The organism is Ligilactobacillus aviarius subsp. aviarius DSM 20655, from assembly GCF_001436315.1.
In the GTDB taxonomy this organism is placed as follows: domain Bacteria; phylum Bacillota; class Bacilli; order Lactobacillales; family Lactobacillaceae; genus Ligilactobacillus; species Ligilactobacillus aviarius.
In genome coordinates this window covers 185957-210033 of sequence record NZ_AYZA01000016.1, presented here as the reverse complement: position 1 = coordinate 210033, position 24077 = coordinate 185957, and the positions used below count along the sequence as shown (strand labels likewise).

Below are 24077 nucleotides of genomic sequence, written 5' to 3'. Positions count from 1 at the left end.
CACAGCTCAAATGATCCGTACATTAGAAAAATTCGCAAGCATGCTTAAATAATTAAGCATTCTGAAAGCGAAAAGAGGTTGTGATCAATCACAACCTCTTTTTTTATTCTTCTTTATCCCTGAATAACCTTCATTCGGACGTTGAATAATCTAAATTAATCATATAAAATAGGATTATAAGTATCGTTTATCTCGATGAAGAAGGTTAAATTATGTTTGATCACAAATTAATCACTTTTTTAACGGTTGCCAAAGTTGGTTCTTACACCAAAGCGGCAGAAGAGCTTTACATCAGCCAGCCAGCTGTTTCCCAGCAGCTTAAAAATCTTGAAGAAGAACTGAACGTAAAATTATTTACTTACAAGAAACGGAAGCTTCACCTTACCCAATCAGGCAAACAGCTTCTCTTATTTGTGGAATCGTTGCGTTCCCAAAGTAATAAATTTAAGGAACATTTACATGCAATTCCGAAAAACAAACGGCCATTGCACCTGGCAGCAACCCAATCATTAACCAACTCAATGCTGCCAGACTTAATTTCATTCGTAAACGAACGGCACTCTGAGATTATCCTTCACTGTGATGTGATGAATACCAAGGAATGTCTTGATCAACTCCACTCTGGCAAACTTGATTTTGCCCTAGTCGAAGGAAATTTTGATACCGAACAATTTACGGTCCGGCCGTTAATTGACGAACCATTTATTGCCGTTGCATCCCCGAAATTAGGCCTTGATCCAAATCGGGAATACAAGTTAACGGAATTGTTAAACTTCCCGTTGATTTACCGGGAAAGCGGATCTGGCTCATACGCCATTATGCAACAAATTTTAGGAACCCAAAACTTAAAAGTCAGTGATTTTGATCAACGAACTCAAATTAGTAACCCTGAAACCATCAAGCAGGTGCTCGAAATGGGAACTGGAATCAGCTTCATGTACCGCGGAATCGTTGCCCGGCAGATTCATGAAGGCTCGTTAATGGAAGTTAAACTTCACGCGATTAACATTACCCATCCAATTTACCTGGTATACCTTAATAATAACTACTTTGAAAAGGAATACTTACAATTGCTTGATGAATGGTTACCAACATACCATGAATAAAATAAATGTGACAAAACACAAAAAAGCGGCTGAGATTTTAATCTCAACCGCTTTTTTTATTCTTCTTTCAGAACTTCACACTGCACATGGATCTTGCCGTGATCATCTTTTTGATAATAGACTCCTTGAATTTCAGGAACAAAGCCGTCAAACCGTTCCATTGCGCCAACTAATGTCTTAAAGTAGTCGCAATCAACCTTTTGCCACCGTTCGCCTGGAGCCACAATAAAGACGCCCGGAGGATATGGTAACGCACCTTCCATTGCGATCCGGCCTTCAACTTCTTCCAGGTCACACAGTTCACTTTCATTGTGCCGAAATGCGAGGTCCGCGTCAGCCGGCTGCATCTCATAATCCTGCATGTTTGGTTTTTCAAACAATGCCTGTTGCAACTTAAAGGTTTGGTGGGCACGGTAATATGCATGCATTTCATCGCATAATTGCTGAATCGTGTATCCTTGATACCGATCAGCGTATTCCTGCGCTAACTTTGGTAAAACCTGTTCCAATGGTGCATCGTTTAAGTATAAACGTTCAAATTCCAGCAACGTCGTCATCAATGCATCTAAGTCACTCGGCGTATCACCGGGGGTCAGCAAGAACAGTAACGAGTTCAAGTCCGCTTTGGCTTTTAAAATTCGGTGCTCGGTCAAAAACTCAGCAACGACTGCTCCCGGAATTCCCTTTTCAGTATATTCTTCATGCTCAACATCGATTCCCGGGGTCATGACCGTTAATTTCAACGGATCAATGATGGCTTCCCCTGAAGCAGCTCGTTTAAAGCCATGCCAATGGTTTTCAGGTGAAAGTTGCCAGTACTTCAAATCACTTGCTAATTCATCGGTTGGAATATCTTCCCAATTCCGGCCATCAACCGTTTGCGGAACCAGCGGCCGGAATAGTTTCGATTCCCGAATCAGCTTTTTGCGCCATTCGATCCCGCGTTTCAAAATATCATTCCACCATGCTAAATTACTCTTCCCGCTTGCAATGTACGGGTTAACCGTCATTGACGCATATAACGGGTAATTATAACTCGAAGTTACGTACTTCAAATAAGCATTATTAAAGTGTTTATGATCAACGTACCGTTTTTGGCCTTTAATATGCGCATCCTTCTTCAAAATCTGTGAAGCCGATCCCATTCCGGTTTGTTGTTTATGAAGCGATTCAGTCACTAAAATTCCCGGATCATCCGGACCAAGGTCTTGCGCTAACGGCGACAACGGCTTCATCATTTCAATAAACTGTTCAAAACCGCCCCATGCGCAATCAAATAAAACGTAATCACATAGCTTTCCGATTCGCTCAAGCATCCACTTCGCGTTGTAAAAAACGCCATCATACGTTTCAGCTTGAATAACCGCCATCCGGAATGGTCGCTTCTGTGCCGCCTTATCCGGATCAACCTTTGCTGCTTCCTTGCGCAATCTTTCTTCCGTCAAAAATTGCGGATCCATTTCACCGATCAATCCGAGTGCATTGCGATCCGTTGGAATATACACCGGCTTGGCGCCATTCATGATCAAAGCCCCATTATAAAGCGACTTATGATTATTGCGGTCAAATAAAACTAAATCACCGGGCCGTAAAACCGCACTTGCACAAATGTCATTCGATCCCGTTGTTCCGTTTGGACAGAAATATGCTTTATCTGCATGGTAAACTTCGGCGGTTTTTTGTTCAGCCTCCAAGGGTGAGCCCGCATGCGTCATCGTATCGCCTAATTCAGCAACCGTGTCGCTGGTATCAGCATATAACATATTTTCACCGAAGAAGCGGTTAAAAACGACTCCGGCTGGATGATTTTCGTTGTATCTTCCATTGTGGTGTCCGGGAGTCGTAAAACTGATCGGCCGTCGGTCCGCAAATTCAACTAAGTCAGTTAAAAACCGCGGAACCATTTTCTTTTCATACTGCAATGCCGCAGCATCAATTTCCCGGGTAATATCAACAGCCGGTTGCGTAATATCAACCTTCACAACTGGAATATCCAGCATTGATTTCGTTTGAACAGCCGCTGCCAACTGCACTTCATCTTCATTTTCAGCACTGACAACCATGGCAGCTAATTCAGCCCCTTTAAGCGTTGAAGCAAGTTCAACGACTGGCCATTGCTTTGAAACGTACTGCATCAAACTCTTCGGAGCAGCAATTTTCAAAATTTTCATTTTCGATCACTCTTTTTCTGAAAAAATCTTTCATAAACATTGTTTTTGAATTACACTATTAAAGGTACATCTTTTTTCATATCTAGTATAACAATAGGAGGAATAAAATGCAGTATAATGCTGGTTTTAGCTGGAATAAGGCTCCGGGCAACTCATCCATTACCGAATAAAATTTAACAAAGAGAGGGAATTTCGATTTATGGATGATTTAGCACCGAAAAAACATTATATGAGTTGGCCAGTAATTGCCCTACTGGACTTCGTTACAATCATTAGTTTTGAAAATATTTTCTATCCATTTCAAAACCAAGGGCTTTCAGTTGTTGTTTCATGGATTTTCTTACTTTTCTCGTACGTTATCCCTTATGCTTTGATCGCAACTCAATTGGGATTAACCTTCGGCGGTGAAGAAGCCGGGGGCCTTGCTTCCTGGATTCGCCGCGGGACCCACAGCGATCTTTTCGGGTATGTTACGTCATGGATGTATTGGACCCAAACGATTCCGTACTTAGTTGACGTTTCAAACTCCGTTGTTGTTTCAATCAGTTGGATCATTTTAGGAAACGCAACTTTGAACCAACACATGTCAACAACAACCTTTGGATTAATGACGTTCATTATTATCCTATTGTTCATCATTTTCGAAAACAAAGTTAAAAACTCATTGGAAATTTTGTCGATCATCGGCGGGGGCGCCATGTTCTTGATCTCAATGCTGTTCGTTTTCATGACAGTTTGGGCACTTGCACACGGCGCACACATCGCAACCCACTTCAGCTGGAGTGCATTTAAGCCAAGCTTTAGTCTGCACTACTTCTCAACGACCGGGCTTTTGATTTTCGCAATGTCCGGGGCTGAATTGGCTGCACCATATATTAGCCGCCTGAAAAATCCACGCAAAGATTTCCATAAAGCAATGTGGGCATTAGCATTAATGACCGCCTTCTTAACGATCTTTGGGACATTAGCATTGGCCGTCTTCTTCAACGCCAACCACATTCCGTCAGACTTTAAGATGAACGGTCCGTACTATGCTTTCCGGCTTCTTGGGGAACAATGCGGCATGGGCAAGACCTTGATGTATGTCTTCGCCTTTGTTCAACTCTTCTTCATGCTGGCTCAATTAGCGATCTTAATTGATGCTGCCAGCCGGGTATTCGCAAGTGATACCGCTTCGAAATACATGCCAAGCTGGTTAACAAAGACCAACAAGAATGGCCGGCCAGTTAACAGTTACATCTTAACTGCCGGAATTAGTTTACTGATCTTACTTTTAAGTGGAACATTACCAAGTATCAATTCAATTTACAACTGGTTATTGAACCTGAACGGAATCGTTTCACCATACAAGACCGCCCTTGTCTTCGTCGCATTCATTGCCATTCGCTGGCACGAAGATGAATTCAAGTCCGATTATGTTTACATTAAGAACCGGAAAGGCGCCCTTGCAATGGGTTGGTGGTGCTTCATCTTCACGTTCGTATGTGCCACCCTTGGATTCATTCCGCAAAATGCTAACCCAGGAACCGCTTCATTCAACCACCAATTGATCATGAACTTCCTGACCGTTGGCTTCCTGATCGTTCTTGGATTCTTGCTTCCTGCATTGCGGAAACTTGAAGTTAAACGTAAAGGATTAAAAGAAGAATAAAATTAAAATCCATGGTTGAAGCCATGGATTTTTTGTTTACTTTATTTAATACCAATTAAAAAGCTCGCCGGAACCCATTTCCGTTCCTGCGAGCTTTATTTGGATTATTTACCTTATCGGACAACTAAAACTGAGATTGGCGAGTATTTTGCCATGTAAGCGGCTTGTGAACCAAAGTACTTTTCAAGGCCTTCCTTAGCCAACGCCCCAATAACCAGCAAATCAGGGTTGACTTGGGGAATCACTTTTTTGATGATCGTTTCGCCAGCATCGCCTTCCGCAATCACCGTTTTAACCTTCTTGACCCCTGCTTCAAGGGCAATATTCCGGTAATCTTCAATGTGTTTCTTTAACTTTTCAACTTGTTGGCGCATGTAATCGGCATCCAACACTTGATAAACATTCATTTCATCTTTTTCAAGGATCGACGTAATGTATAAGGTCGCATCAAGTTCTTTTGCCCGTTGCATTGCAACCCGGAAAGCAAGTTGGGCGTCGTCTGAATCATCGACCCCGACTAAGATCCGTTTGATATTTTTAATTTTTTCAGCCATTCTTTTTCCCCTCTACTTTTCGTTTGCCTGTGACCGTCTGATTCGCCGGTTGCTTGCCCATAATTCGGCAATTACCCAGATCAGCAAAAGAACGATCAGTGTTCCGATAATATCTGCACTAATGTGGCCTAACCAAACCTGGTGCGGTGTTGGGTTATCACTGAAGAAGGCCGTCATTTGATCCGGTAAGCCTTGAAGGTTTAAGAAAATCAAGGCAACAACTGAAATCCAGCCGGCAATCTTAACCCATAAACTATTCCGGAACTGCCCCATTTCGGTTTTACTGTTCGTCAGCATCAGTAACGGAACCATTGAGAATGGTAATGCTAATGACAAGAAGACTTGCGAGTTGATCATCAAGTTATTGATCGCAATGTGTTGATGAGTAACTGATTCGCCGCTCGTCGTCATTACGCAAAGGATAACCGGAACAACTGATAATAACCGCGTTACCAACCGCCGGGCCCATAATGGCATCCGCATGTGAACGAAGCCTTCCATGATAACCTGACCGGTCAACGTTCCCGTAATGGTTGAATTTTGACCTGAAGCTAATAATGCAACCGCGAATAACGTTGACAAAATTCCTGTCCGGGCAACTGACGCTAAAATATGATTATGTAACAAACTTGGACTATTTAATGCATTGAATAAACCAAAGAATGATGTATCCTTAACTGCACCTGACTTGAAAACCGCAACCCCCATGATCAAGAGCAATGCATTTACGAAGAATGCAGCAGTTAATTGAATGTTTGAGTCCCATGTTGTAAACTTGATCGTCCGCTTGATGTCTTCATCGCTTGCATGGTCAAGCTCACGGGTTTGTGAAATTGATGAGTGGAGATACAAGTTGTGCGGCATAACGGTTGCCCCAATGATCCCTAACGCACCGGTCAATGGCGTTTCCCCGTTGATCGACGGGTGACTTGCCATTACACCTGCGCTTGGGATCAAGCCTTTAATTGCAGCTCCCCAGTTTGGATCTGATAAGATTACTTCATATGCAAAGACAAAAAGGATCACACAAATTAAGCAAACAACGATTGCTTCAATTTTACGGAACCCAATTTTGGCAAGTAACAAAAGAAGCAAAACGTCGAATACGGTAATAAAGACCGCAATCATTAACGGAATATGGAAAAGCAGGTTCAACGCAATCGCTGCCCCAATAACTTCCGCAATATCCGTTGCCATGATCGCCATTTCAGTCAGCAACCACAAGATAATTCCAAGGGTCCGACTTGTACGGGCCCGAATCGCTTGTGCAAGGTCCATTTGGGTTACAATTCCCAATTTAGCTGCCATGTATTGCAAAAGCATCGCAATCAAACTTGACAGCAAGATAATTGACATCAGCAAGTATTGGAAGTTTTGCCCTCCAGTAATTGATGTTGCCCAGTTACCGGGATCCATGTAGCCAACCGCAACAAGTGCACCTGGTCCGGAATATGCTAGTAAGGTTCGCCAGAATCCTTTTCCCTTTGGAACATGAACGGTTCCGTTGATTTCTTCCAACGACTTTCCGTTCGCATACTCGATAAGATGATGTTTTTCTTCAGCCATCTTCTTCACCCTTTCCCTCATATTTTACAATTATATGGTATATAAAACCAAAAGTTTTGGCAAGCCTAACTTTTTCAAATTTCAGCCTGTTCGCCTAACTTAGCGCTAATCACCCCCTACTTATGATACGGTGCTCCAGCATTGATCATAAATGCTCGGTAAATCTGTTCGGTCAAAACCAACCGCATTAATTGGTGCGGCATCGTAAATCGCCCAAACGAAATTTGAGTATTTGCGCGCTTCAACACTGCCGGTGATAATCCCAATGAACCACCGATTACAAACGTAATGTCGCTTGTGCCGTAGGTCGTTAAGTCTTTGATCTCTTCCGCAAATTTTTCGGAAGTCCGTTCCTTTCCTAGAATCGCCAGCGCATAAACGTACTCCTTATCCTTGATCTTTGACAAGATCCGTTCGCCTTCGATTTCTTTGACCTTTTCCATTTCGGCATCGCTTAATTTTTCAGGTGCCTTTTCATCCGGGACCTCAACAATTTGAAACTTGCAGAATTTGCTTAACCGTTTTGCATACTCCGCAATCCCTTGTTTAAAGTACTTTTCCTTTAATTTACCAACACAGACAATTTTGATATTCAATGGTTATCGACTCTTTTCCACAAAGTTATCCACATATCCACAATTTGCAAATCAATATCTTGTACGAACAAAAATTCGCCCCCATATTTAGAATTCAAAATTTTCTTCATCCACAACTTTGAAATGATATTAATTTCTTTTAATCCATGTGAAACACATCAACAAATTCTTATTTTAAAGCAAGTTCCACACATTAAAATAATCTAATTCTGACAGTTTTACACAGCTGTTCACAACTTTGTGGATAACTTTAAGAATTTTCCTGTGCGTTTCCTCTACAAATTTTGGGGACAAATTGGGGATAACTTTCGTTTTGCTGGTTAAATTATACGCATTTTTCAACCCGCCGCGCAACTTTTACCATTTCCTGCCCGAACAAACGCGACGCCAAGTATTTTTGCTTAACAGCATTAATCCCTTATAATATAGGTGAAAGAAGGCTTTCAAATGGCAGAAATGTTAACCAAAACACTCGAACTGGTTAAGGTTCCATCATTTAATCCCGGAATCATCGGTTCATCTTCAAATTACGTCGTTCGCTGCACTAAATGCGGTCGCACCCAAGAAATCAACGCTGATTTTTGGAAAGACTACGTGCAACATCCATATTGTAAATATTGTGATCAGTATTAAAAAAGAAGGTGTGACAAAACGTTCAAAACGAGCGTGGTGGAAGCAGAAAAGCGAACGAATCGCGCCAGCATAGATTCGGAGGTTTTCGAATTAGCTACGCGTCACTCTAGCTCCGCGTCGCAGCACGTTTGTTTTGGAACCCGATTATGCGGATATAGCAAAGAGGTTGTGACTTATGTCACAACCTCTTTTTACATTATCCTTATTTAATTTCCATCTTCATTTGACGCCGCCGTCGTATTTTGATCGTTGGCTTCAAGCGTTAATCGAACCTTGGTCGTCTTTTCCTGACCGTTATGATAATATCCGATCTCAACGGTACTTCCAAGCTTATGCGCATAAAGTGCTTCACGTAAACTTGCTAAGCCCGTGACCTTTTTTCCGCCCAGACTGACGATTACATCGCCCTTCTGAATTCCTGATCCCTTTAACGGTGAATTATCATTGATCTTGGCAACCACGATTCCACCCGTTACGCTTGACGGGAGCTTCAAGACACTTTGTTGCTGCTCTTCCGGAATATTGTTCAAATCAATCAGCGAGATTCCCAACGCTGGCCGAATCACTTTCCCGTTAGCAACTAACTGGTTAATAATTGATACAACTTCATTACTTGGGATCGCAAAGCCCATCCCTTCGACCGAAGTTGATGAACCCGAACCAGTTCCCGTGCTTGAAAGTTTCATTGAGTTGATTCCGATTACCTGACCAGCCAAGTTAATTAATGGTCCGCCTGAATTTCCAGGGTTAATGGCCGCATCAGTTTGAATAACTGTTTCTTGACCCGTTGTTACTCCTTGACTGTTTGTAACGTCGATCGTCCGCTTCTTGGCTGAAATAATTCCTTCAGTCAACGAGGTTGCGTATTCAGATCCCAATGGCGAGCCAATCGCAAGGGCGGTTTGCCCAACCTGAATATCGTCCGAATTACCAAAGGAAGCAACTTCCGTAACATCTTGGGCATTGATCTTTAACACCGCCAAATCAGAAATCGCATCGTGTCCAACAACCGTTGCCGGCAATTTCTTTCCATTACTCATTAATACTTCAACCTTATTTGACCCCGCAATAACGTGATTATTTGTAACGATAAATGCTGTGTTCCCCGACTTTTTGTAAATAACCCCTGAGCCTTCGCTTTCAGAGGTTTCCTTGGCACTCTTTCCGCCGCCAAAGTTTCCAAAAAGCGAATCCAATGAGTTATCTGATGAAGAGTATGCTTCAACTGAAACCACGGCGTTTTTAACCTTATTAAACGCTTTGGTTGCTTGATTGGTTTCCGTTACCTTAATGTTGCTCGTAACGGTTTTTCCCTTCCGGTTATCCTGTGTTACCGTCTGACTGGAATACCGATTATAAACTGCGCATCCGCCAATCACGATTCCGCCGCCAAGGACACCGCCGGCTAATGCCACCAAAAAGACCTTTTTCAACGACATTGTTTTCTTCTTCGGTCGTTGGGGTGCCGGTTGCGGTTGTTCGACCTGGTTATTTTCCGTATAATCACCGCTATATTGATTTTTATCACCCATCAAGATCCACTCCCTTCTAACTTACTTTTAATATCTTCGATTATAAAAACCAAATTTGAACACTTTATGAATAATATTCGTAAAATATCAAAGAAATTTAAACCTAAATATAAGAAAAATTAATCGATAATTTAATCCGAATTTCCTTATAAAAAAAGACCACGACAAAGGTCGCAGTCTTAATTAAACCGAATTTCAATTAACAATTGATTATAACTTCATTAGCGCTGTTGCTTGATCCGGATTGGTATCCAAAAGATGAAAATCATGCTCAACGGCCAAATCATGTTGTTTCATGATATTTTCAACCGTGAGATGCGCTAATTCCTTAATGTTATTTTCCTTGCTCAAGTGGCCAAGAAAAATCTGTTTGGTATCATTCCCCAGAACATCGATCAAGGCCCGAGCGCCATCTTCATTTGAAAGGTGCCCGGTATCGCTCATGATTCGCTGCTTTAACGTCCATGGATAAGGTCCCATTCGCAACATTTCGGTATCGTGGTTACATTCCATCAAAATTGCTTCGGCATCCCGAATGACGCCCTCGACTCTTTCGGAAACATACCCCGTATCAGTTACGATTGCAAACGAATGACCTGCATGGTGCATTTCATAAAACTGGGGATCAGCCGCATCATGCGATACCCCGAAACTTTCAACGTCAAGGTCGCCTAATGACAATACTTTCCCTGCTTCTAAAAGATGCTTCTGTTCCGGCTTGATTTTCCCAATTTTCGGCGCCATGGCATCCCACGTTTTTTGGTTAGCGTACACATCCATTCCATACCGCCGGGCCAAAACACCGACGCCTTTACTATGGTCCGTATGTTCATGCGTCACAAATAAGCTGTCAACGTCATTTAACGTCCGCCCAATCGAATTCATGAGTTCTTCGATTTTCTTTCCGGACAAGCCCGCATCGATCAAAACTTGATGTTCAGGTGTCTCAATGTACGTTGCATTTCCCGTACTTCCGCTTGCAAGGATACTGACCTGCATTGCATCATCTTGCTTTTCCGTTCCAATCCACCTCTTTCAATTTAATTATCATCCATTACCGCTCCGGTAAAGGCATTGATCCGCCGATAAATGATCGTCCCGGAGGCGTTATTTTTAATTTCAAAAACCCAGGTTGGAATGTAAACTGTATTTCCGTTAACCGTCAGCATTTTGGAGTATGCCAGATTACTTGATTCAACCGTTGAGTTGCTTGGAAGTTTGTTATACTGGTACAACCAAATCAAAGCCCGCTTTTGACTCAACGTTTTCCGCGCACCGCGCAACGTTTGTAAGTTATCAAGATGTCCCTGAGTGTATCCTTGGACATAGCCGTTCTTTAGATGGAATCGAATTTGCCCGCCATTGTCGTAAAACGGCTCGTCATTGACCTTTTGGGTATAAACGATCGTATCCTTCGTTGAAAGGGCCTTACTGTATTGGTAATCCTTCCCATCAACGATCTGGTTCGGGTCATTCACGATCGATTTCAAAACCTTTTGCGGATTATCAGCATTGACCTTGATCATCGTTGCAAAGGTTGAATTTAACAGATTGCCGTTCATGCTCCAGCTTTGATAGCGGAGTTGGCTGGCTTTATTTTTTAAATCATCGTTATTCGGACTTGAAACGTAGTATCCCGTTCCCGTTTCATTCGACGTTTCACCAATCGTGATCTGATCGTCCCGCATACTCTTTAACACTGATACCGTAGTATTTTCAGGGTGGTTGGCCGTTGCATCCATTATCGGTCCCTGTTTGAAATATGAAGAAACAAGAAAGACATCCAGCATAATAAACGCAACAAAGAAGATCCATTCAATTCGTTTAAAATTCACTCTTGCTCCTCCTAACTAATGATTCTGACTTAATGTTTGATAATTGATCCAGTTGCCGTTATACCGGATAAAGTACGTCGGTGTCAGATCAACAACCATTTGCGAACCTGAATTCTGGGTCCATTGATAACCGACAATAATGCTCTTCACTTTTCCCAGGTTATAATTTTTGCTCTTCATCGTTTGCAAAACCTGACTGGTTGGCGGCAAATTAACGGTTTGATTATTATTTGGTAACGGAACTTGCAGATCATCGACTGAGAACCGGTATTCCGTTGCGCCGTTTGGTTGCATTCCGATCTCATATGTTCCGTAAAAGTTCGGCGAAATGATCGGGTACCCGTTAATGTAACTTTGATACGTCACTTGGTGATGGTTTTCATCATAGTTTTGATACCGAACATCATCTAATGAAACTCCTAAATGGCTTAAATTATCAAACCCGTCTTTAAGGGCATCATTGAAACTGTCTTTTTTGTCTTCATTTGCACGGCCTTCACGGGCATAGTTGACCGTCCCATCCTTGCTGTTAATAACCAATCGTTGGCCGTTATCCGTTGTATACGTCGTGACCCCGTCATGTTCCTTGGTTGCAATTGAATTTGAACTTGAGGCCCCTAATAAGTGCGTCACAAATAAACTCGAATTTTCCCTATTGATTAAGTAACTGTATTTCGGAACCGTTACGCCCTTCGGATAATTCTTAATATAATGACCCTTACTGATTTCTTGATATTCGATCGGGGTCTGTTGAATGTCCTTTGCCGTTACTCGCCGGTATACTTCAGCCGGAATCGAAGTCTTTAATCGCAGCTTATATACCTTGTAGTTCACATCATTTAACAAATAAATTTCCCGGTGATTGGCCGTTGGCAGCACAATATGCTGAAACCGTTGATTTTCATACTGCTTGGCAATATCTGAACGTCCGATCAGCTTTTCAAAAAGCCCGATCGATACCTGATTAGAATACGACAGGATAATGTTGTCATTTTCAAGCAAGTCTTTGCGGTACGTATTAAAGTCCTTATCGTTTTGAACAATGATCTGCTGAACTTTGATTTTCCGCAAATCCTTGCAAAGGTCACTGATCAAGTTATCCTTACTGCTCGTTAACTGGGTTTGCTGCTTATTTTGCGTTATTGCAATTCCCGTTGGCGAATAAACATCCGCCAGGTCATAATGAACCGTTGTATCCGCTGAATTGCCTGATTCATTCGTCGTGGTCGTTTGGGTCGTGTTCCGATGAAAGGTTGCCGGATCGATCCAAATAATGGCTGAGAAAACTAAACTGATAACCACTGCAATCAAAAGACCAATGTGCAGTAAATACTTTTTAATTTTCATCCCAAAGATCCTCCTCATCATCGTCATATTCATGGTATGGAAGGGAGATGTAGAATGTCGTTCCCTGACCTTCAACACTATCGGCCCAAATCTTACCGTGGTGCATTTCAATAACTTCCTTTGAAATGGCTAATCCTAAGCCGGTTCCGCCTTGAGCGCGTGACCGTGCCTTATCGACCCGGAAGAACCGGTCAAAGACATGGTTCAGATCCTTCTTTGGAATTCCCAATCCCTGATCTGAAATGCTTAAAATAACGTGGTTTTGGGTCTCTAGTAACCGGCACGTGATTACCCCGCCATTTGGCGAATACTTGATCGCATTATTCATGATATTATCAATTACCTGAATAAACTTATCCGTGTCGATTTCAACCCAAAGATCCTTCTTGGTAAAGTCGCGCTTGATCGTATAGTTCTTTGACTTGGTTGAATGCGTATCGTTATTGTCCTTTTCAAGCATCATTTCAAACCGGTCAAGAACATAGTTAAACAGTTCATTCAAGTTGACCAGTTCAAGGTCAAGCTTGACCCGGCCAGAATCCATCCGGGACAGTTTCAGTAAATCATTGATCATCCGAATCATCCGGTCCGTTTCCTCTTGCGTTACCTTTAAGAAGGACGGCGCAACTTCCGGATCTTTCCACGCACCATCATTTAACGCTTCAATATAACTGCGCATACTTGTTAATGGCGTCCGTAATTCGTGCGAAACGTTTGAAACGAATTGCCGCAATTCACGGTCAATTTTTTCCTGTTCAGTTACATCCCGCAAGACACAAACGATTCCTGAAATAAAGCCGGATTCCCGTTGAATAAGCGAGAAGTATGCATGCAAGATCTGATCATGATCATCCGCTGACATATCCAGCGTAATTTCCTCTTGATTTTCAAGTAAATCATGCAACGTATAGTCTTCGCGAATATCAAGGACATCCAAAATTGATTTGCCGAGGGTATCCTCTTCATTTACGTCAAGGTAATCGCATGCCGCCTGGTTAATAATGTTAACTTTTCCGCGGCGGTTGGTCGCAATAACCCCATCAGACATGTGGGTCAGCACCGAATCCAGCCGGCGCCGCTCAGATTCTGATTGTTCCTGCGACTCTTCAACCCGCACTGAGAGGTTATTGACGGCTTCTGCCAGTTGTCCCAGTTCGTCTTTCCCATACACGTGAACCTGGCCAGAATAATCGCCCTTCGCGATCCGGGCAGTTTGTTTCTTCATTTCATCGATCGGTCTGGTGATCGCACTTGATAAAATAATTGCCAACAAAAGCCCGATGACCGTCGCAATCAGCGCCGCTGTGGCAAAAATCGCCGTTACATTGTTCAACGAATCATAAACACTTTCAAGGCTAGCACGGATATAAACCGCCCCGACAACCGCGTTCGTATTCCCCGTTGAACTGAATAACGGGGTAATTGAAATGTAATACCGTTTATTGTCGCTGCGGTCATACGTCATTTTTGAATATGTCCGCCCGTTATATAAAACCTGCTTAATGTCGCTATCAGTTGTCCGCTGTCCGACTAAGGAACGCTTATCAACGTCGTTATCGCCCCGGATGTTTCCTTTGGCATCAACAACCTGAACATCGGTAATGTTGCTGTTATTAACGTCTTCCAGAATCGTTCGGATCTTGGCATTCGCCTTTTGCGTGTCACTTGAACTCAAATTTTGGGCAAGCGAATTATCAACGTATGACGACAATTCGACCCGTTGTTTAAATGTCTTTAAGTTATCACTTTTCAATCGCTGAATAAAAACAGCCCCGACAATTTGAAACGCAATTAACAGTAAAAGCGCAAATACCAGGGCAATTTTAAAGTGGATCGATTGGAAAAAGTGAAGCTTTTCTTCTTTAACGTTTTGTTTTTCTTCACTCACTTTAATCTCAATCCTTTTGATTTAATTTTAATTTGTTTCTGGATTCCGCAAGTAGTATCCAACTCCGCGCCGGGTCACGAGCCAAATTGGGCGGCTCGGATTATCTTCAATTTTTTCACGCAACCGGCGGACCGTAACGTCAACGGTCCGAACATCGCCAAAATAATCGTATCCCCATACGGTTTGAAGCAAATGTTCCCGAGTCATTACCTGACCGATATGCTTTGCTAAGTAATAAAGCAATTCAAATTCCCGGTGGGTCAATTCGATCTTTTCGCCCCGCTTTGAAACCACGTAGGCATCCGGGTGAATTACAAGGTCACCAATTGCAATGTCATTGTTTTTACTTTCTTCTTCTGCAGCTTGCGCTTCTGCCATTGTGGCTGATTGCCGCCGTAAGTTTGCCTTGACCCGGGCAACTAATTCCCGGTTTGAAAACGGCTTGGTTACGTAATCGTCAGCCCCCATTTCAAGGCCTAAAACCTTATCAATTTCGGCATCCTTAGCCGTAACCATGATGATCGGCATGTTGTGAGTCTTGCGCACTTCACGGGCAACTTCCAGCCCATCGATCTTTGGTAACATCAAGTCCAAAAGAATCAAGTCTGGATTAACTTCTTCAACTTTTTGCAAGGCTTCTTCACCATCATAGGCGGTGTAAACATCATAGCCTTCCTTTTTCAAATTAAACTTAATAATATCGGAAATCGGTTTTTCATCATCGACAACTAAAATCTTTTTCATAAGCAAATACCTCCCCCATTAAAATGGGTTTTCAGCGACTATTAAATAATCACTTGCCTCATCGAATTGAAAAATTCTCAGTTTCTATTATAAATCATCGCCGAATGAAAACCAAACCATGAAAAGGCGGCAATCTTCATTCGAAATTCTAGCCGAACATTTTGAAAACTATGCTATAATACAGTTAAGCTCTAGGCTTGGTTTTCAAAGTTTTCATTTATAAAACGATTAGTGAAAGTAGTTAATGATTTTCACTTAAAGCAAAGATGACAAATTGACTTCTTTTATACATTCTCCAACGAATTTGTCACTGAGCTTTCAAGGAATAAATCATACATTCTCCCCTTTACTATTAACTACGCTCACAGTTGGTAATTTTTAAAACTTACATGGTCAAATTAATAATCATCTCCGGAGTTTTTATTAATTTACACGAAGGTGCTTTAAGTATTCAAGTTAACTTCTGTTACCTCATACTTGGATGATTTAGATTAACTTCACATGGCAGTTTTGATTTTTACCGGCTTTCGGCTTTATTGATGAAGGGTTGGAAAGCAATTCTAGATGCGATAAAAACACAGAACAAAAAGTAAAAGGCTGTGACGAAAGTCCAGCCTTTTTACATCATCGGGTTTCAAAACAAACGAGCTACGACGCGAAGCTAGTGAAGTTCGAAAATCTTCGAATCTATGCTGACGCGATTCGTTCGCTTTTCTGCTTCTACCACGCTCGTTTTTGACGTTTTGTTACACCTTCCTTTATAAATTCAATTCATATCCTAACCGTTCTTGAACTTTATCGCCCTTGTCAATAATTCCGCAATAATGAAATCCGGCTGACTTAATCAAGCCTTGCATCCGTTTATTCATTGCATGGGTGTCGATTCGGAAGTTTTGCATGCCCTGTTCGACTCCAATCGAAATTAAGTTACTCATCAAATAATTACTCAAATGCATTCCGCGAAAATCAGCTGACAATGCGATTCGGTGAATCGTTGCGTACGGTTGATCAGTTACATTCCAGTGACCATCACTGATATTTTGGTAATTAGCTTGCGGATCATGTGCCAGGGTCGCCACTCCCGCAACTTGATCGCCAACCATTAAAACAAAACATTCATTCTTTTGAATATCAGTTTGAAAGGTTCCTTCAGTGGGATAACCATCCTGCCATTGCGGACTGCCATCACTTTTCAAAAGTGCTTGGGCCTCATGAATAATTGTCATAATTGACGGTAAATCGCGTTGAGTAGCGTGCCGCAAATAAATTAAACTCATTTTAATTCCTCATTTCTTCCTTTTCGAAAACTAATTTATCCCTTAGTTTAGCCGATTCTAAGCCTTTTTTCAAAATTCTCAAAAAAAAATTTCAAAAAAAGCTTGCATTCATCTTCTATTCTTGATATTATATTAATCGTCGATGAGATATGAAAAGTTCTTATCGCTTATCAATTCAAGATTTATGGGTGGTTAGCTCAGCTGGCAGAGCAACGGACTCTTAATCCGTGGGTCCAGGGTTCGATCCCCTGACCACCCATCAGTGAAAGTCGTGATGTGATCACGGCTTTTTTGTTTTACCCAGTTCTTTTTCTTTGCACCCACTCCCGAACTGCATATAATTAAAGATGTAAGGAGTTAGAAGCCCTGTGTTAGATGGTAAACAAGTGACCATGTTTGGGAATGATGTTTTCAAGTCAGGGTCGAGGCTCCTTATTTAATTTAAAAATAAAAGATTGAAATTCAAAGAAGGGTGTTCAATGAGCGCAAATCAATGTCAATGCAACTGCAAATGCGGATGTGCAGATGGCAAAGCTTGCAACTGCAAGAATAACCCAAATGCAAAATGCTCATGCAGCCAAAACAAATAATTAATGGTCGGCCAAACAATCGGTGAAGGTTCTGTTTGCAGTGGGACAGAGCCTAACGATTGTTTGGCTTTTTGTTTGCCCGCTTGTCGCTCTGAATTTAAATGGGTAAAATATCCTATATAAGGAGGTCATTTTATGGCTGCAAAAGAACAAATCAATGAACAATTAATTAAAGACGACCTTTATATGGCCGTAAACGGCGAATGGCTTAAAACCGCTAAGATTCCTGCTGACAAAGCTACAACAGGCGGTTTTCAAGACCTGGCCGATCACATTGAAAAAACATTAATGCATGATTTTGGTGAAATGTTGGATGGAACCGTTCAACCTGAAGACCAATATTTAAATGAATTCATTAAATATTATCGCTTGGCTTCAGATTTTGAAAAGCGGAATGCCGACGGGTTCACCCCCGCTAAAAAATTTATGGAACGCGTTGAAAATCTGAAAGACTGGAACGACTGGGAAAACAAAGCTGTTGCGCTCACAATGAAGGGCTATGAAGCCCCGTTCCAACTTTACGTCGCAAGCGACATGAAAAATACCGATCGCTATGCGCTCTACGCTTCAGTTCCTTCATTAATTCTCCCAGATAAAACATACTATGCTGATGATAATGAAAATGGAAAAGCACTGATTGCCGTCTTCTCATCAATGGTCATGAAGCTTTTCAAGATGGCCGGTTATGATGAAGCCACCGCTCAGGCGCATCTTGAACGCGCATTAGCCTTTGACCGCTCACTTGCACCGCACGAAAAGGATAGTACTGAACGGGCAGACTACCCGAAAATGTACAATCCATATTCATTTGAAGACTTTAAGAAGTTTAGTTCTTACCTTAATTTAGGAAAATACACCAAAGGCTTGATCAAGAACACTCCTGACCAAGTTATCGTCGAAGAGCCGAAGTATTATGAAGCCCTTGATGAAATCGTCAACCCGGACACCTTTGAAAACTTTAAGAGCTGGTTGCTCGTTAATACTTTAACCGGCGTTACAGGTTATTTAACAGATGATTTTCGGGTAACCGGCGGCGAGTTTTCCCGGGCAATTTCTGGATCAAAGGAAGCCATGAAACCGCAAAAAGCCGCTTACTACCTTGCCGGCAACCGGTTTGATCAGGTCGTTGGTCTTTACTACGCTCATAAGTACTTCAGTCCGGATGCCAAAGCCGACGTTGAACACATGGTTCACCAAATGGTCGATGTATATAAGCACCGCCTTGAAAACAATGATTGGTTAAGTGAATCGACCCGCAAACAGGCCATCGTTAAGCTGGATGCATTAGGCATCAACGTTGGTTATCCGGATGAACTCGATCCGTTATATAAGAAGTTCAAGGTTAATGAACAGCTTAGCTTACTTGACAATGCCCAATCCTTTAGCGAAATCGTTCTTGCTGATCATTACAGCCGGTGGGGCAAACAAGTTGACCGGACAAGATGGCAAATGCCAGCACACATGGTCAACGCCTACTACGATCCGCAATTTAACGTGATCGTTTTCCCAGCAGCAATTTTACAAGCGCCCTTTTATGACTTGCATCAATCAGCAAGTGCGAACTATGGCGGAATCGGGGCGGTAATTGCCCACGAAATCTCTCACGCCTTTGATAATAACGGTGCGCAATTTGATGAAAAAGGAAATCTGCACAACTGGTGGACTGAAGCCGACCTGAAGCATTTCCAAGGCCTTGCTCAAGACATGATCAATGAATTTGACGGTCTTGAAACCGAAGCCGGGAAAGTCAACGGCAAATTGGTTGTTTCGGAAAACATTGCCGATGCCGGCGGTTTAAGCTGTGCGCTTGAAGCCGCAAAAGGCGAAGCCCAACCAGATCTGAAAGCATTCTTTATTAACTGGGCACGAATTTGGAGGATGAAAGCATCAATGGAACGGATGAAACTGTTGCTGAACATCGACGTGCATGCTCCGCACGTCTTACGGGCAAACGTTCAGCCGAAAAACCTTGATGATTTCTACACGACCTTTGACGTCCACGAAGGCGATGGAATGTACTTAACACCTGATAAACGGGTTAATATTTGGTAATTTAAAATTTAAAGAAAAAATTATATTATTTCAAAAAAGAGATTGTGATGCTTATTAAATCACAATCTCTTTTACATAATTATATAGTTTTAATCATCAATATTGTTGTAATACTTAACTTTAATTGCATCAATTATTACTGCTAATCCAAGTGTTCCAATAAAAATTATTAAAACCCATTTCCATGATATTGGATATACCACTTTGCCAAAAATTGATAACACTGAAACAAAAATACAATTGATTATAATGACTGCCAAAACCATCTTACTCGGTTTTCCTTTTTCAAAAGCTTTTCTTGTTCTTGTCATTAGGATTGTTAACATCGCGCTAAATATCAAAAATAAAAACATTATTGTACCTATTTTTGGTGGCATAATATTTAACTTAAATAATCCTATAAACAATAGCATTCCACTAAGTACCCATCCTATCGTAAAAATCAATGATATTTTTATTAGTTTTTGCATATTCCATCTTTCAGGATTATATGAAATATTAGTATTATCTGTTCCTAAAACCATCGTTACTAAATCATTCAAAATTGCAACCAAAACAATTGCATTCAAATTTATTGGGATAAAATTAGCAATCCAATATCCTAAAGTTAATAAAATTGCTAATTGAGCTGTTCTTGACAGTTTGGTTATCGTCCATGTCATCATTCTTTGATAAACTCGATGTCCGCTATCTAAAATATCTGTAATTGAACCAATCCCTTCCTTTTGCATAATTATTCCCGCTGATTGCTTAGCCAAATCAACTGCATTTGATGTTGCAATTCCAACATCTGCTGCTTTTAAGGCAGGTGCATCATTCATTCCATCACCTACCATTCCAACAACATAACCCTTATTTTTCAAAAGCTTTAAAATCATTAATTTGTCTTCAGGAAGAACTTCACATATTGCCGAAACTTCCTTAATATTTTGAATGGTGCTTAACTCTGATACCTCTACTACTTTTCCTTTTATTTTTAATTTTTGAACAATTCTTTGAGCAGCTATAAAATTATCACCTGTTATAATCATTGGTTTTATTGCTCTCTTTTGCAATTCACATATTGTTTGGCGTGTATCTAAACGAAGATGATCCGTCATTTCGAATATGGCTGCTAGTTTGCCATTAATAGTCATTGCAACAACTTTATTATTTAATTTTTTCACATATTTAAACCAGTCTGAAGAAGACATTAGATTAATTGGTGATCCTAATTTTACATCAAGTCTTTTTCCATTAAAAATAACATTAGAATTTGAATATTTCTTATTAATATCAAATGGATTAAAATTTAAAATTTTTAAATTATTTCGCCTGATTTTCATTCGTTGAAATACCTTTTCCAAATTACTAGGAGAAATTTTATTAGTGGCTGATTTTGCTAATGCTAGAATATCATCATCCTCATATACACTAAAATTATGGATTTTTGTTAATTCAAAAGTTGAATCTGTTAGTGTTCCTGTTTTATCTAACATTAACAAATCAATATTAGCCGCATTTTGAATACTTTCTAATTTGTTAACCAAAACTTTTTCCTTTGCTAACACATTTGCTTCTACAGAATTAGCAATACTAAAGCTTGAAGGCATTGCTATTGGAATTGTCGCAATAAACAACAAAGCCATCAAAGGTAATATATTAATAATGTTTTGATGGCGCACGATTGTAATTGTAAACAATATGAGAACCAGAACCGTATCGATAATCGCTAAATAATGAATTATTTTTCCCAACAAAAATTGTAATTTACCATCGTTAGCCTTTTGTTCTTTTGTTAAGTTCACTGTTTTCCCGACTCTACTATCATTACCTGTTCTAATTACTCTTGCTATTCCTGCCCCATAAATTACATTAACCCCTGACAAAACTTCACTGTTTTCATCATGAAGAATCATAGCTGATTCTCCAGTAATCGAACTTTCATCCGTTCCTATTTTTCCAGAAATTAAAGTTACATCTGCCGGAAGGATTTCCCCTTGCTTTAAACTAATAATGTCTCCTGGAACTAATTGGTCAGCAGAGATTATTTGCCATTTATCATCACGCAAAACTCGTACGTGAATCTTTAAATCTTTTTTTAAAGGAGCCAATAATTGTTGTGTACGCTTTTGTTGTAAGGCTCCATTTACTGCAGCAAAAAGTAAAAGTAATAAAATAAAAAATACTTGCGTATATTCTTTTAAAATAATCTCTACTATTAATGCAAACTCCAACACCCATGCTGAAAAGCCCCATAATCCCGACATAATTTTTCGAAACAAGTTAAAATGAGATCCCTCTACAAGATTAAGTCCATATTTTCTTTGCCTCTTTTGTACCTCTGATTTACTTAACCCGTGTAACATAAATTTTACCTCCTAGTAAAAAATATGAGGGGTGACATTCCATCACTCCTCACACATCTACATATGTCTGCAATAATTATTATTTAGTTTAATCAAAGTCAACATCGTTAGGGAAGTGAGCTAAACGTGTTCCATCTTCTCCAAGTTGGTTTTCAATTCTCAATAATTGGTTATATTTTTCAACCCGTTCAGACCGTGCTGGAGCTCCAGATTTCAATTCAGCTGCATTCGTTGCAACAGTGAAATCTGCAACAAACGTATCACCTGTTTCACCTGAACGGTGTGACATCATTGTCGTATAGCCGTTCTTACGTGCTAATCGAATTGCTTCTAATGTTTCTGTAACTGTTCCAATTTGATTTAATTTAATTAAAATACTGTTTGCCAGTCCCATTTCAATTGCTTTACGGATCAATTTAGGATTTGTACATACTGGATCATCAGCCACAATTTGAACTCGATCGCCATAATTCTTAGTGAATTTAGCAAAGTTCTCCCAATCATCTTCACTATATGGATCTTCAATTGAAATAATTTCTGGGAATTCTTTTAGCAACTTGCCATAATATTCGCCCAATTCATCAGCTGTATATGTGTTACCTTCTAGTTCATAAACCTTTTTATCTTTGTTATAGAAATATGAAGCAGCTGCATCAAAGGCGATAGCAATTTCTTTTCCTGGTGTGTAACCTGCTTTAACAATTGCATCATGTAGCATTTGTAAGGCTTCTTCTGAAGAATTAAGGTTTGGTGCAAATCCACCTTCATCACCTAACCCAGTTGAATATCCCTCATCTTCGAGAATTTTTTTCAATGTGTGATAAGTATTTACGATTTTTTCAAATCCATCGCGGAAACTTGTCCGTTCCACTGGTGTAATCATAAATTCTTGCATGTCAATATTATTATCAGCATGCTCACCACCATTAATTACATTATGGAAAGTTTGTGGCAATTCCAAATCAGTTCCACCTAAATACCGATATAACGGCTGGTGAGTTTCATTAGCAGCTGCCCGACAAACGGCCATTGAAACGCCTAAAATAGCATTAGCTCCTAAACGTGCTTTATTAGGAGTTCCGTCCAAATCAATCATTACTTGGTCAATATGCCCTTGATTGAATGGGTCAAGTCCATGTAATGCATCATTAATTTCAGTGTTTACATTTTTTACAGCCTTTAGAACACCTTTACCATCTAGCCGTGAACCCCCATCACGTAACTCAACTGCTTCTAATTCACCAGTTGATGCTCCAGATGGAACTTCAGCTTTCCCTGAAACCCCATCTGATAAAATAACCGTAGCTTCAACCGTTGGATTACCACGAGAATCAAACACTTCAAGCGCCTTAACTTTATCAATATAAACCATAAAAATTCCTCCTAAAATTTAAACCTAATAAAAAAAGATGACACCTGTTGCTTTGTAAACAACAGGTGTCATCAGATTTTACTCGGTCTAACGGCGAACACCATCGCCTTTCTTATTACACCTTTAGTGTAACACTTCAAAAATAAAATTCAAATAATTTTGATAATTGATTTAAAAATTCTTTTGTATTAGAATACCCTGTTAATTAATTTGAAAGAGGTAATCATTATGTTTTACAAAAATATCTTAGTCCCCATCGACAACTCCCATCAATCAAAACTCGCTTTTCAAAAAGCACTAAAAGTTGCAGACAATCAAACACATCTTCACTTAGTCCATGTTATTGATACCCGAATCTTTGACAACGTGGCAGTTGCGGACGATGAAATCATCGAAAAAGTTTCTAACACTATCAGAAAGAAATTGGAAGAAATGGTCACTATCGCTGAAAAAGCTGATATTCCGACTAATTATTCAATTGAATACGGTTCCCCTAAATTGCTAATTTCAAAAGACATTCCCCAAAATGAACATTCTGATTTAATCATAATGGGTGCTACAGGAATGCATGAAATTGAAAAACTTTTTCTCGGATCCGTTGCCGAATACGTCGCCCAACGTGCTGTATGTGATGTTTTAATCGTTCGTAATTAAATTTGAAAGAGAGTGTCTAAATCGCAGTTCAAATTTAATAACATAAAAGCTAAAATTAAACATTTTATTTTAGTCATATCAATTTGGTGGATTCTAGAAACTGGAAGTGGCCTGCCACTTAATCGTCGTTCAAGTAATGATTCTTTAAGAATCAAAAAGCT

At 40.4% G+C, this 24077-nt stretch carries 18 protein-coding genes, 1 tRNA gene and 1 riboswitch; of the genes, 6 read left to right on the top strand and 13 right to left on the bottom strand.

Annotation, left to right across the window (positions count from 1 at the left end; translation table 11 throughout):
* Positions 1-212: 212 nt before the first annotated feature.
* Positions 213-1106 (top strand): LysR family transcriptional regulator, encoded by an 894-nt coding sequence (locus tag FC33_RS03505; protein WP_057827237.1) that lies wholly within the window; start codon positions 213-215, stop codon positions 1104-1106.
* Between the two features lie 56 nt (positions 1107-1162).
* Here the strand turns inward: FC33_RS03505 and FC33_RS03500 are convergent, their stop codons facing one another.
* Entirely contained in the window at positions 1163-3277 is a 2115-nt protein-coding gene (locus FC33_RS03500) for a putative ornithine decarboxylase (protein WP_057827236.1), read from the bottom strand.
* 199 nt (positions 3278-3476) lie between these two features.
* On the opposite strand from FC33_RS03500, the gene FC33_RS03495 reads away from it, so the two are divergent.
* Positions 3477-4928 carry an APC family permease gene (locus FC33_RS03495; RefSeq protein WP_057827235.1) on the top strand — a complete coding sequence of 484 codons (1452 nt, stop codon included), beginning with the start codon at positions 3477-3479 and terminating at the stop codon, positions 4926-4928.
* 113 nt (positions 4929-5041) lie between these two features.
* Here FC33_RS03495 and FC33_RS03490 read toward each other — a convergent pair whose 3' ends face one another.
* From FC33_RS03490 to rlmH, 3 genes are all read right to left on the bottom strand, one after another.
* The gene (locus tag FC33_RS03490) at positions 5042-5482 is read right to left on the bottom strand and encodes a universal stress protein (protein ID WP_057827234.1); all 441 of its coding nucleotides are present in this window, start codon (positions 5480-5482) and stop codon (positions 5042-5044) included.
* A gap of 12 nt (positions 5483-5494) precedes the next feature.
* Positions 5495-7069, bottom strand: coding sequence for an Nramp family divalent metal transporter (locus tag FC33_RS03485; RefSeq protein WP_057827233.1), 1575 nt, complete (start codon positions 7067-7069; stop codon positions 5495-5497).
* A 95-nt stretch (positions 7070-7164) separates the two neighbouring features.
* On the bottom strand, positions 7165-7644 hold the full coding sequence (gene rlmH / locus FC33_RS03480) for a 23S rRNA (pseudouridine(1915)-N(3))-methyltransferase RlmH (protein ID WP_057827232.1): 480 nt from the start codon (positions 7642-7644) through the stop codon (positions 7165-7167).
* Between the two features lie 447 nt (positions 7645-8091).
* On the opposite strand from rlmH, the gene FC33_RS03475 reads away from it, so the two are divergent.
* The gene (locus tag FC33_RS03475; protein WP_057827231.1) at positions 8092-8277 is read left to right on the top strand and encodes a hypothetical protein; all 186 of its coding nucleotides are present in this window, start codon (positions 8092-8094) and stop codon (positions 8275-8277) included.
* Positions 8278-8483: 206 nt separating this feature from the next.
* Here FC33_RS03475 and FC33_RS03470 read toward each other — a convergent pair whose 3' ends face one another.
* The 7 genes from FC33_RS03470 to FC33_RS03440 form a co-directional block, all read right to left on the bottom strand.
* A complete protein-coding gene (locus tag FC33_RS03470) occupies positions 8484-9809 on the bottom strand; it encodes a S1C family serine protease (protein ID WP_057827230.1) in 1326 nt (441 codons plus the stop codon).
* A 210-nt stretch (positions 9810-10019) separates the two neighbouring features.
* The gene (locus FC33_RS03465) at positions 10020-10808 is read right to left on the bottom strand and encodes an MBL fold metallo-hydrolase (RefSeq protein WP_057827229.1); all 789 of its coding nucleotides are present in this window, start codon (positions 10806-10808) and stop codon (positions 10020-10022) included.
* A 41-nt stretch (positions 10809-10849) separates the two neighbouring features.
* Positions 10850-11644, bottom strand: coding sequence for a two-component system regulatory protein YycI (locus tag FC33_RS03460; protein WP_057827228.1), 795 nt, complete (start codon positions 11642-11644; stop codon positions 10850-10852).
* A gap of 15 nt (positions 11645-11659) precedes the next feature.
* On the bottom strand, positions 11660-12991 hold the full coding sequence (locus FC33_RS03455) for a YycH family regulatory protein (protein ID WP_057827227.1): 1332 nt from the start codon (positions 12989-12991) through the stop codon (positions 11660-11662).
* Positions 12981-14879, bottom strand: a complete 1899-nt coding sequence (gene walK, locus FC33_RS03450; RefSeq protein ID WP_057827226.1) for a cell wall metabolism sensor histidine kinase WalK — start codon at positions 14877-14879, stop codon at positions 12981-12983. Before walK ends, FC33_RS03455 begins: the two co-directional genes overlap by 11 nt.
* A gap of 27 nt (positions 14880-14906) precedes the next feature.
* The gene (gene yycF, locus FC33_RS03445) at positions 14907-15623 is read right to left on the bottom strand and encodes a response regulator YycF (RefSeq protein ID WP_057827225.1); all 717 of its coding nucleotides are present in this window, start codon (positions 15621-15623) and stop codon (positions 14907-14909) included.
* 758 nt (positions 15624-16381) lie between these two features.
* The gene (locus tag FC33_RS03440) at positions 16382-16900 is read right to left on the bottom strand and encodes a GNAT family N-acetyltransferase (RefSeq protein ID WP_057827224.1); all 519 of its coding nucleotides are present in this window, start codon (positions 16898-16900) and stop codon (positions 16382-16384) included.
* A gap of 186 nt (positions 16901-17086) precedes the next feature.
* On the opposite strand from FC33_RS03440, the gene FC33_RS03435 reads away from it, so the two are divergent.
* Together FC33_RS03435 and FC33_RS03430 are read left to right on the top strand one after the other, a co-directional pair.
* Positions 17087-17159 (top strand) — tRNA-Lys (locus FC33_RS03435).
* Between the two features lie 466 nt (positions 17160-17625).
* The gene (locus FC33_RS03430; RefSeq protein ID WP_057827223.1) at positions 17626-19542 is read left to right on the top strand and encodes a M13 family metallopeptidase; all 1917 of its coding nucleotides are present in this window, start codon (positions 17626-17628) and stop codon (positions 19540-19542) included.
* 89 nt (positions 19543-19631) lie between these two features.
* On the opposite strand, the gene FC33_RS03425 is transcribed toward FC33_RS03430, so the two are convergent.
* Together FC33_RS03425 and eno are read right to left on the bottom strand one after the other, a co-directional pair.
* Positions 19632-21890 carry an HAD-IC family P-type ATPase gene (locus FC33_RS03425; RefSeq protein ID WP_057827222.1) on the bottom strand — a complete coding sequence of 753 codons (2259 nt, stop codon included), beginning with the start codon at positions 21888-21890 and terminating at the stop codon, positions 19632-19634.
* Between the two features lie 88 nt (positions 21891-21978).
* A complete protein-coding gene (gene eno / locus FC33_RS03420) occupies positions 21979-23262 on the bottom strand; it encodes a phosphopyruvate hydratase (RefSeq protein WP_057827221.1) in 1284 nt (427 codons plus the stop codon).
* A 55-nt stretch (positions 23263-23317) separates the two neighbouring features.
* Positions 23318-23379: riboswitch (Fluoride riboswitch) on the bottom strand.
* Positions 23380-23490: 111 nt separating this feature from the next.
* Between eno and FC33_RS03415 the strand changes: the two genes are divergently transcribed.
* Positions 23491-23916: a universal stress protein gene (locus tag FC33_RS03415; RefSeq protein ID WP_081037043.1), complete on the top strand. Its 426-nt coding sequence runs from the start codon at positions 23491-23493 to the stop codon at positions 23914-23916.
* Positions 23917-24077: the final 161 nt, after the last annotated feature.

What these genes read in the sequence shown, in the direction of transcription:
- FC33_RS03455 (WP_057827227.1), bottom strand. Translation starts at nt 12,991, where the DNA reads ATGAAAATTAAAAAGTATTTACTGCACATTGGTCTTTTGATTGCAGTG.
- FC33_RS03470 (WP_057827230.1), bottom strand. Translation starts at nt 9,809, where the DNA reads ATGGGTGATAAAAATCAATATAGCGGTGATTATACGGAAAATAACCAG.
- FC33_RS03500 (WP_057827236.1), bottom strand. Translation starts at nt 3,277, where the DNA reads ATGAAAATTTTGAAAATTGCTGCTCCGAAGAGTTTGATGCAGTACGTT.
- FC33_RS03430 (WP_057827223.1), top strand. Translation starts at nt 17,626, where the DNA reads ATGGCTGCAAAAGAACAAATCAATGAACAATTAATTAAAGACGACCTT.
- eno (WP_057827221.1), bottom strand. Translation starts at nt 23,262, where the DNA reads ATGGTTTATATTGATAAAGTTAAGGCGCTTGAAGTGTTTGATTCTCGT.
- FC33_RS03465 (WP_057827229.1), bottom strand. Translation starts at nt 10,808, where the DNA reads ATGCAGGTCAGTATCCTTGCAAGCGGAAGTACGGGAAATGCAACGTAC.
- FC33_RS03425 (WP_057827222.1), bottom strand. Translation starts at nt 21,890, where the DNA reads ATGTTACACGGGTTAAGTAAATCAGAGGTACAAAAGAGGCAAAGAAAA.
- yycF (WP_057827225.1), bottom strand. Translation starts at nt 15,623, where the DNA reads ATGAAAAAGATTTTAGTTGTCGATGATGAAAAACCGATTTCCGATATT.
- FC33_RS03505 (WP_057827237.1), top strand. Translation starts at nt 213, where the DNA reads ATGTTTGATCACAAATTAATCACTTTTTTAACGGTTGCCAAAGTTGGT.
- FC33_RS03475 (WP_057827231.1), top strand. Translation starts at nt 8,092, where the DNA reads ATGGCAGAAATGTTAACCAAAACACTCGAACTGGTTAAGGTTCCATCA.
- FC33_RS03495 (WP_057827235.1), top strand. Translation starts at nt 3,477, where the DNA reads ATGGATGATTTAGCACCGAAAAAACATTATATGAGTTGGCCAGTAATT.
- FC33_RS03440 (WP_057827224.1), bottom strand. Translation starts at nt 16,900, where the DNA reads ATGAGTTTAATTTATTTGCGGCACGCTACTCAACGCGATTTACCGTCA.
- FC33_RS03485 (WP_057827233.1), bottom strand. Translation starts at nt 7,069, where the DNA reads ATGAGGGAAAGGGTGAAGAAGATGGCTGAAGAAAAACATCATCTTATC.
- FC33_RS03415 (WP_081037043.1), top strand. Translation starts at nt 23,491, where the DNA reads ATGTTTTACAAAAATATCTTAGTCCCCATCGACAACTCCCATCAATCA.
- FC33_RS03490 (WP_057827234.1), bottom strand. Translation starts at nt 5,482, where the DNA reads ATGGCTGAAAAAATTAAAAATATCAAACGGATCTTAGTCGGGGTCGAT.